Origin of the sequence: uncultured Acetatifactor sp., assembly GCF_948601915.1 — a bacterium.
Taxonomy (GTDB): domain Bacteria; phylum Bacillota; class Clostridia; order Lachnospirales; family Lachnospiraceae; genus Acetatifactor.
In genome coordinates, this window is record NZ_CAPDXS010000129.1 from 14,942 (window position 1) to 15,271 (window position 330).

General features: G+C 45.2%; 1 protein-coding gene. It reads left to right on the forward strand.

All coding sequences use genetic code 11. From position 1 onward, the window contains the following. Window positions 1-38: 38 nt before the first annotated feature. The gene (locus Q2B33_RS18680) at window positions 39-296 is read left to right on the forward strand and encodes a TfoX/Sxy family DNA transformation protein (protein WP_300573053.1); all 258 of its coding nucleotides are present in this window, start codon (window positions 39-41) and stop codon (window positions 294-296) included. The last annotated feature ends 34 nt before the right edge of the window (window positions 297-330 follow it).

Here is a 330-nt window from a genome sequence, read left to right on the forward strand (position 1 = left end):
TAGGATACAAGATTGTAGTCGTTTGAGGAGAGAAGAACATGGCGGAATTGGCATCCATGATGAATATTGGCAGGGAAATGGCAAAGAAGCTGGATTCCATTGGGATTGGCTCGGCGGAGGAGCTGATCCGTTCAGGCGCGGAACAGGCCTTTCTGAAATTGAAGGAAAGGTATCCGAATGTCTGTCTGGTGCATTTGTATGCCTTGGAAGGAGCGGTCTGCAATGTGGAGTTCAACAGCCTTCCCGAGAGCAGAAAAAAGGAACTGAAAGAGTTCAGCGATTTTCTGAAAAGATGAAAGCAGAGAGATGTAATCAAAAAATAATTTTCTG